Annotated in this window: 7 protein-coding genes; 3 read left to right on the forward strand and 4 right to left on the reverse strand. The window is 65.3% G+C overall.

The genetic code is table 11. The annotated features are described in order from the left end of the window. Positions 1–47 precede the first annotated feature (47 nt). Together KA354_17085 and KA354_17090 are read right to left on the reverse strand one after the other, a co-directional pair. Positions 48–590 (reverse strand): phospholipase D family protein, encoded by a 543-nt coding sequence (locus KA354_17085; GenBank protein MBP7936357.1) that lies wholly within the window; start codon positions 588–590, stop codon positions 48–50. After that, entirely contained in the window at positions 577–1,083 is a 507-nt protein-coding gene (locus KA354_17090) for a hypothetical protein (GenBank protein MBP7936358.1), read from the reverse strand. The genes KA354_17085 and KA354_17090 overlap by 14 nt, the downstream gene beginning before the upstream one ends. A 348-nt stretch (positions 1,084–1,431) precedes the next feature. Between KA354_17090 and KA354_17095 the strand changes: the two genes are divergently transcribed. The 3 genes from KA354_17095 to KA354_17105 all read left to right on the forward strand — a co-directional run bounded on the left by KA354_17095 (position 1,432) and on the right by KA354_17105 (position 4,132). Then, positions 1,432–1,944, forward strand: a complete 513-nt coding sequence (locus KA354_17095; protein MBP7936359.1) for a hypothetical protein — start codon at positions 1,432–1,434, stop codon at positions 1,942–1,944. A gap of 46 nt (positions 1,945–1,990) precedes the next feature. After that, entirely contained in the window at positions 1,991–3,556 is a 1,566-nt protein-coding gene (locus KA354_17100) for a hypothetical protein (GenBank protein MBP7936360.1), read from the forward strand. Between the two features lie 78 nt (positions 3,557–3,634). Continuing rightward, positions 3,635–4,132 (forward strand): hypothetical protein, encoded by a 498-nt coding sequence (locus tag KA354_17105; protein MBP7936361.1) that lies wholly within the window; start codon positions 3,635–3,637, stop codon positions 4,130–4,132. Positions 4,133–4,286: 154 nt separating this feature from the next. On the opposite strand, the gene KA354_17110 is transcribed toward KA354_17105, so the two are convergent. Next, entirely contained in the window at positions 4,287–5,957 is a 1,671-nt protein-coding gene (locus KA354_17110) for an FAD-dependent oxidoreductase (GenBank protein MBP7936362.1), read from the reverse strand. After that, a complete protein-coding gene (locus KA354_17115) occupies positions 5,954–8,053 on the reverse strand; it encodes an FAD-binding protein (protein MBP7936363.1) in 2,100 nt (699 codons plus the stop codon). Before KA354_17115 ends, KA354_17110 begins: the two co-directional genes overlap by 4 nt. Positions 8,054–8,483 lie beyond the last annotated feature (430 nt).

An 8,483-nucleotide genomic window follows, 5' to 3' on the forward strand; every position in this document is an offset into this window, starting at 1 on the left:
GATCGACATAAACGGGATTCTAACCTCCCGAACAGGCATGAGCACGCTTAACCCAGGCGCGGCTCTTCGAGGGGAACAGGGCATACCTCGTGGCGACGGCAGGACGGGCACAGCCGCCCCTCCCACAAGGCGTTGAAGTGCTCAAGGACGGCATCGATGAGGGCCGACGCATGGGTCCAAACGCCGATCTCGAAGTTGCGTTTGCCTTCACCCTTTGCGCCAAGGCCCGCTCCGGTGAGATTGGCGCTGCCCAGGTACATCGAACGACAATCGATGATGACCGCCTTGGCATGCAGGCGCGGACACCGCCGGATCATGACCCCGCCCGGCAACTGCCGGCGGAGTCCCTGGAGCGCGGCGCTGCTGGGTATGCCACCATGAAGGAGGCGGATCTCCACGCCCTTGCCGGCCAGATGGCAGAAGATGTCGATGATGGACTTCGCCCGCCGGCCCCTGGCCGTCGGCACGAGCATGGCTTTGAAATCCGCTGTGGCGATGTCCAGGCTGGTTCTTGCTTTCAGGATCCCCTCGCGTACGACACGGTCGAGATGATCCGCATCGAAGACCAGTTCGGCTTCACCGCCCAGCACGTCGGGAGGGCGGAATCCATGCCGCAATAGGACATCCGGGTGAGACATAACCGTACATCGGCCATCCGGTGCCGCGGGTATGAGTGCAGGGACTGCGGTGAGGAACCATGATGCTAGCAGGCTGCTTCGGGCCAGCCGATGCCGGGGGTATGCGTGTTGCTTGCCCGTGACGATGAAGAAGGAAGGCCAAGTCGTTCAGGGCTCGGAAGCAGGGCCGGGGGGTGGACAGGTCCAGCTGTTTGTGGCGCAGCGGCACCTTCCGCTCCCGAGCCAGTTCGGTCAGCAGCTTGAGAAAGAAGCTGATGGTCATGGTCTTGCCCGTGCCGGTCTTGCCCCAGATACCCAGGTGTACCGGGTGGTCGCCCCGGAAGATGGGGGCAAAGTGGCAGCTGATCTCGCGGATCTCGCGGTCGCGGACGTTGGCGTTGAAAACCTCCTCCAGCACCGCCAGCTGCTCCGAGCGGATAAGCTGCTCACCTGATGAGCCGGCCAACGGAACGGCTATTCAAATGACAAGGGATCTGTCAGCCGAAAAGGTGGCGTCGAGACCATGAAGAGCAGCCATCTCCAAAGGCCTTTCTGGCGTAGGAACACCCCCGTTGAGCACGGTTCGGTCGCGACAGAATGGCTGATTCCGTTGACACTGTAATTCGTCTTGTTTTTATTTTGGCGCCGAGCTGGGGGAGCGCGGTACAATGACGGCATACTGCTCGACGGCACTGCCGAGCAAGGTCGCATGGGAAGAGGGGCAAGAACGCGCTCTCATTCCGGAGGCCGCCGCCCGTGTGGTCGCGGCGTCGCACCTAACTAGCGTTAAGGGGGGCGTGAAGAGGAGCAAGCCGTGCCGGGGAGACTCTACCTCCGCCTTGTCATGTTCGCGATCGCCATTGTCATTTCGGCCCCTTGGGCATCCGCCGCTGGCGGCTTCACCTACCCGGGCCGGGTCACGAATGGCGACGCACCGATCACGGGCTCGTGCGATCTCACGTTCACGCTCTGGGATACCGCGGGTTCAGGGAGCCCGTCGACCGGCGGGAACCCGATCGGCTACCTCGGCTCGAACGCGATGACGTTCCGTGTCAACGGCTCGGAGCGGATACGGATCGCCTCGGACGGATCGCTGGGCGTCGGTATCAGCAGCCCGAATACGAAGGTCTCCTGGCAGGTAAACGGCATCCGGCAGGACCCCTGGGCGAACGCGAACCGCATCCCGGCCGACGAGGCCAAGCCGGCCGACGAAAGGGGCGCCTATATGCACCCCGAGGCGTACGGCCAGCCCGAATCGAAGGGCATCGAAGCGAGGCACATGCCCGATCGTGCGGCTCACAAGCCGCAGGATGCGTCACGGAAGTAGAAACATCACCCGCTGAGTGTTCGCATGGCGGAAGAGGAGAATGATCATGAAACGCCGAGTGAGAATCGTGAGTTCTGTTGTAGCAGCGACGAGCGCCTTGGCCGCCGCCGCGATCGCGCAGGCCGCGACCCCCGTGGGCAGCGCGTTCACGTACCAGGGCCAGCTGAAGAAGGACGGCGTGCCCGTCAACGAGAACGCGGAGTTCCAGTTCTCGCTGTGGGATGCGTGGACGGGCGGCACGCAGATCGGGTTGACATTGACCCGGACCGATCCGGTGACCAATGGGCTGTTCAGCAGCTGGCTGGACTTCGGAAAGTCGGCACTCGACGGGAACAACCGCTACCTCGAGATCGCCGTGCGGGTTCCTCCCGGGAGCGGTAGTTGGACCACGCTGAGTTCGCGACAGCCGCTCCTGGCCACTCCGTACGCGCAGTACACACTGAAGGCCGAGGACCTCGTTTTGCCCTTTTCGGGCAGCACGGCCGAATGGGACGATGCCTTCACGGTCACGCATACGCGGGCGAGCAGTGACGCGGCCGCGATCGTCGGAACCCATGATACGACCGTTCACCGAGGAGTCGGTGTGAAGGGGATCGGGGGAATGACGGGTGTGGCTGGCGTATGCTACGCTGGGAACGACAGTCCGCTCGCCCTGTACTACGGCGTGTCCGCCTCCTGCACCGGTGGAAACGCAAATAACTATGCGGTCAACGCCTTGTCCCGATCGTCGAACACGGCTCTCGGTGTCTTTGCCGACGCTGACGCGGACACCGACGAGGCTGCCGGCGGCTATCTCATCGGCCGCAGCTCGGGCGCGGCGTCCGTGTATGGCGTCCACGGCGTGGCCCTGGCCGGCGGCACCGGAAACCGGTACGGCGTCTGCGGCGAGGCCGACGGCAGCGCCGTCGTGTACGGCGGCTACTTCACCGGAGAAAGCTCGAGTGACCGCACCTACGGCATTCGCGCCAGTGCCGCCGGCACCGGGAGCGGCATCAACTACGGCGCCGTGGCCCGGGCCGAAGGAGCCGGCACCGGGACCAAGTACGGCCTCTATGCGATTGCGACCGGGGACGGTACGGAAACCAAGTACGGGGTATACGGCGACGTCAGCGGCGGCGGCACGAAGTACGCGGGTTACTTCAAGGGCAATCTGACGGCCACCGGCACCAAGTCATTCCAGATCGATCACCCCCTCGACCCGGAGAACTCCCTTCTCAACCACTACTGCGCCGAGGGCCCCGAACCCCTGAACGTGTACGGCGGCACGATCGTGCTGGACGCGGGGGGCACCGCGCAGGTGAAGTTGCCGGCCTACTTCGAAGCGATCAACCGCGACTTTCGCTACCAGTTGACGCCGATCGGCGCGCCGATGCCGAACCTGCACGTCGCGAGCGAGATCGAGAAGAACAGCTTCACGATCGGCGGCGGTAAGCCGGATGGGAAGGTCTCGTGGGAGGTCAAGGGCGTTCGCAACGACGCCTACGTGCGCCAACGCGGCACCCTCGTGGAGCAGGCCAAGCCCCCGGGGCAGCGCGGCAAGTACCTGCACCCCGAACTCCTCGGCAAGTCGCCGCGGGAGGCGATCCACCCGATCTCGGAGCCCACGGATTGAAGCCCTGATGACCCGCGAGTTTCGTTACCGCAAGCGAAGTCGGCGCGCGAAGAACGGAATCGGCGAGGAGAAACAACCATGCAATGGGACTCTGGTGCGTTGCGTTCTCGGACAACACAGAAGTGGCTGATCGCGTGCGTCGTCGCATCCACGGCGGCGCCGGTCCTCGCCCAGGTCGGCGTCGGGTTCGACCTGACGTGGAACACGTTCGACGGCGGCGGCGTCATGTGGAGCGTCGGGGGAACCTACTCGCTGGGTGGTACGATCGGCCAGCCCGATGCCGCACTCCTACCCATGACCGGCGGAAGCTTCTCATTGTCCGGCGGATTCTGGCAAAGCCCAGGTCCGGCGTGCAGCAGTTTCGCGCCGGCGGACTTCGACCAGGACTGCGATGTGGACAGCGACGACCTTACCGCCTTGGCAGCCTGTGTCTCAGGACCAGCGCTTGGGTCATCATCAGGGTGTACGGGTAAGGACCTCGACCACGATACCGATGTGGACCAAGCCGATTTCGGCTTGTTCCAGCGGTGCTACACGGGTGCAGGCATCCCAGCCAATCCAAACTGCGCCAATTGACGATTTTGGGTATCGAAAAGGCTGAGTGGCTCACCAAAGACAGTGGCTGACAGCAGCGCTCTGCCGATGGAGCGGGCGTTCAAATGACAAAACGCAACGCGGGGCGGCGGTGTGGCCCCAGTGATGGGGGGGTCGAGTTCCGGGGCAGGCGGCTTCACATGGCCTTATAGCGTGGGCCACCGCCGCCCTCGGGCGCGGTCCAGTGGATGTTGTCCAGGGGGCACTTGCGCTGGCAGGTCTTGCAGTGCAGGCAGTTAGAGGCATTGACGGGCGAAAGGTGGCCCTGGATGCACTCGTAGACGCCGGCCGGGCAGAAGGTGACGCAGGGCTGGCCGAACTCGGGGCGGCATCGGTTCGCGCAGAGCGAGGCGTCGCGGATCCGGAGGTGGCAGGGCTGGTCCTCGCGGTGGTGGGTGTGCGCCAGGGCGATGAAGGTCATCTTGTCAAATTCCTTGTTGCCCTTATAGCGGTAGTGCTTGCCGGTCATGGTCTGGCTGTCGCGTTCGATCTGGTACTCGGGCAGCTTGCTCGAGAAGACGGACAGGGGCAGGCCCAGGGTGTTGCCAAAGCGGGAGATGGTGTGGCGGAAGTTGCGGGCCAGCTTCATCTCGCGGAAGACGGGCGACTCGCCGACCATCTCGGTGTACTTCTGGGCGGTCTTGTCGGGGGTTTTGAGCGACTGGGCAGCAGCCTGGCCGGCGAGGATGCCGGTGTCGATGGCGTTGTGCAGGCCCTTGATCTTGAGCATGTTGACGAAGCCGGCGGAGTCGCCCACGACGAGCACGTTCGACTTGCCGATGGAGCCCGTGGCCGGATCGCGCGGGATGGCGCGGTCGCCGCCCTCGGGGATCATCTTGGCGCCGGCCTCGATGACCTTGCCGTCCTTGATGTACTTGTGGATGGCGGGGTGGTTCTTGAAGTGGGTCAGGGCGTCCTGGGGATTGAAGTCCTTTTCGCGCCAGTCGAGGCCGACGATCATGCCCACGGCGATGGAGTTGTCGCCGAAGGAGTAGGCGATGCCGCCGCCGAACATGCTGGGGCCGACCAACGGTGTCCAGAGGGGGTAGCCCATGGCGTGGATGACGCGGTGATCGCCGAAGCGGGCGTACTGATCGGGCGAGACGCGGATGAGTTCCTTGACGCCGACGGAGTAGAGGGGCACGCCGGCGCGCTGGAGGCCGGCGAGCTGGACGAACTGCTCGGTGAGGAGTCCATCGCAGCCCTCGGCCAGGATGATGACGTCAGCCTCGACCGTTTCCTCGGGGAGGTAGTTGGGCTGGGGGTGTCCCTCGCGGTCGAGGCCCAGGGCGATGAGGCGGACGCCGGTCGCGCGAGCCTTCGCGGCATCCCAATCGATGCCGACGGCGGCGAAGCCGTTGTAGACCTCGATGCCCAGCTCGCGGGCGATCCGACCCAGCCAGCGCGTCAGCTTGGAGACGGAGATGATGTAGTCGCCCTGGTGGGACATCTGGGCCAGGCTCAGGTTGAGCGCCTTGGCCAGCCGGATGAAGGCGGTGATGGGCAACGTCAGGTGCCGGCCGCTGAGGAACAGGATCTGGTCGTGGTCGATGCGGTGGGTCAGGAGCTGGTCGGCCTCGGGCATTTCTCTCCAGTTGAGGCCGGTCATGTTGAGCAGCCGGTGGACGGCCTGGGCCTCGATGACGGCGCCGGAGAGGTTGTGGTTGCCCAGCTCAGCGGCCTTGTCGATCACGCAGACGTCGGTCTCGGGCCGGGCCTTTTTGAGGGCGATGGCGGCGGCGAGGCCCGCGGGGCCGGCACCCACGATGAGCACCGGGGTCTTGTGGAAGCCGTTGTTGCCACTCATTTCGAGGCCCCTTCCAGTACCGAGACGAGATCGGGAACCACGTGCTCGACGTTGCCAATGACGTAGTAATCGCACTGCTTGAGGATCGGTGCGTTGGGATCGTTGTTGACGGCGATGATCGTCTCGGTGTTGGCGACGCCGATCATGTGCTGGATGGCGCCGCTGATACCCAGGGCGATGTAGAGGCGGGGGCTGACGGCGGTGCCGGTCTGGCCGACTTGGCGGCCGCGTTCGGCGAAGCCGCGCTCGACGGCGGAGCGGGTGGCGCCCTCCTCGACGCGGGTGCCGAGCCGAGTTGCCAGGGCATCGCGGAGCGAGTCCAGGAGCTGGTGGTAGCTATCGCGGTTCTGGAGGCCGCGGCCGCCACTGACGATAACGTCGACGCCCAGGTCGACGCTCTCGGACGCGTACTCGGTCCTGAGGACGTCCATGCCGATATCCTCGGGGACGATCTCGACGTCTTCCCGGACGACCTCGCCCGGGCGGTTGGGATCGCGGGGAAGCTGCATGGCGACGCCCGGGCGCATGGTGGCCATCTGGACGCGGGAGTCCTTGGTGCAGATGGTGGCCATGACGTTGCCGCCCAGGGCGGGCCGCGTCTGGAGCAGGATGGCGATCTCACCCTTGCGGGTGCGATCGCGGATATCGAGCGAGGTGCAGTCGGCCGTCAGGCCGCAGCGTAGGCGGTACGAGACCATGGGTGCCAGCACACGGCCGGCCGGGGTCGCCGCGAACAGCACGATCTGGGGCCAGTGCCGCTCGACGAGTGCCGAGACCGCCTTGCGGTAAGCCAGGGGGTCGAACTGTTCGAGTAGGTCGTGCTCGGCTAGGTAGACGCGGTCGGCCCCAGCCTCGAACAGTTCATGTGCGAGCGGAGCGATGTTCGTGCCCACCAGGGCCACGCCGACCTTCTGTTCGAGCGATTCGGCGAGGTCGCGGGCCTTGCCCACGAGCTCGAAGGTGGCGGGAAGGAGCTTGCCCTGGCTGTGCTCGGCGACCACCCAGACCTCGCCCTGGTAGCTGGGCTGGAAGCTCCTCAGGCCCTCGATCAGCTCGTCCATCGACTTACCGGGCAGCCGGTCGGAGAGGTCGGAGGCGATTCTCTCGCGGGTCTCGTCGTCCATGTCGTAGAGGTCCTTGATGCCACGGGTCTCCATCGCATTGGAGAGCAGGCGGAAGCTCTCGACGTCGGCGGCGACGGCCTCGTAGGAGCGGTCGAACGGCGAGGGCCGCCTGCCGGGCAGCAGGTAGTGCCGGGCGCTGGAGCGCTGGGCGCCGTCGTGGCCGTCGCCCTGGCCCATGGACTCGACGATCACGCGGGCGAGATCGCGGACCTCGGTCAAGTGCTGGCACTTGCGGCTGGTCTTGCCCGGCGGGAACACGCGGGTGACCTGGGTCTTGGATCCCTTGCCGCCGATGAGGCTGGCCTTGACGTCGCTGGCGCCCCAGCGGGTGACCGGGACGCGACTGGCCCCCCGCGTGGCCGCGAAGCCCGCGTACAGCGGGTACTCGTACTTCGCCACGGTGAGCACGACGGGCAGCCCCCGGGCGGTGACCACTTGGTTGCCGCCGCTGAGGATCCGGGTGAACTGGAACCGGCCGTCCCCGTACTCGGCGTGGGTCAGGTAGGGGATGCAGCCGATGCCGAGCTCCTCGGCGATCTGGGCCGGCACCTGGGCCGTGTCGCCGTCGACGGACTGCATTCCGGCCACGATGAAGTAGTCGCGGCTGCCCTGGAGGACCTCCGATTCGATCCGGCGGATAGCGAAGGCGAGAGGGTTGGCCGTCGCGACGGTATCGGCACCGCTCAGGGCGCGGTCGGTGAGCAGGATTGCCAGGTCCGCGCGACGACTCAGAGCATACCTGAGGATCTCCTCGGCCATCGGTGGCCCCATGGTGAGCACGATGACGCGGCCCTTCTCGTCGTTGCTCATTCGCTTCATGTGCGCGGCGAAGCCCAGCGCCTGGGCGTCGAGCTCATTGATGACGTTCTCGAGACGGCTGCGCACCAGGGTGCCTGTCTCCGGGTTGAACGCGTTGTCGGTGATCTGGGAGATGTCCGGAACCTGCTTGACGAGGACGATGTAATCACTCATGGGGCTGACCCAGCTCTCGAAACGTGATCTGAGCGCAGACTGAGCAACGCTCGCTGAATTCCGAGCACACGTCGCTCGGTATCCTGGTGTCTCTTAGGGGACACCCTGGAGAACAGAGGGGCGGGATCATGAACCACGGTGCTCTTCTCGCACCCCTGACCTGGTATTGAAACGGAGCGGCCGACCGAGGTCAACTGATAGACTGATAGGAAAACTGATTCCTCGAGGGGCGGCGTGGCCCCCGGGGGGGGCCAGGGCCAGCGCGCATAGATAGGTAAGCTGGGAGGTCTGGCGCGATCGATTGGCATCGTGTATACCTTTCGCAAGTACGCCGTATGGAGCGGCGAGAGTCTCTTGCGAAAGGAGTCTGCCGATGGCCGAGAGAAGACGGGGTGTGGATTCGAGTGTTGCGGTGTCGAGGCAATCGCCA

Source organism: Phycisphaerae bacterium (assembly GCA_018003015.1).
Classification (GTDB): Bacteria; Planctomycetota; Phycisphaerae; order UBA1845; family PWPN01; genus JAGNEZ01.

Bases quoted from the DNA above. Each gene is read 5' to 3' on its own strand.
- KA354_17100 (MBP7936360.1), top strand. From the start codon at position 1,991: ATGAAACGCCGAGTGAGAATCGTGAGTTCTGTTGTAGCAGCGACGAGC.
- KA354_17105 (MBP7936361.1), top strand. From the start codon at position 3,635: ATGCAATGGGACTCTGGTGCGTTGCGTTCTCGGACAACACAGAAGTGG.
- KA354_17110 (MBP7936362.1), bottom strand. From the start codon at position 5,957: ATGAGTGGCAACAACGGCTTCCACAAGACCCCGGTGCTCATCGTGGGT.
- KA354_17115 (MBP7936363.1), bottom strand. From the start codon at position 8,053: ATGAGTGATTACATCGTCCTCGTCAAGCAGGTTCCGGACATCTCCCAG.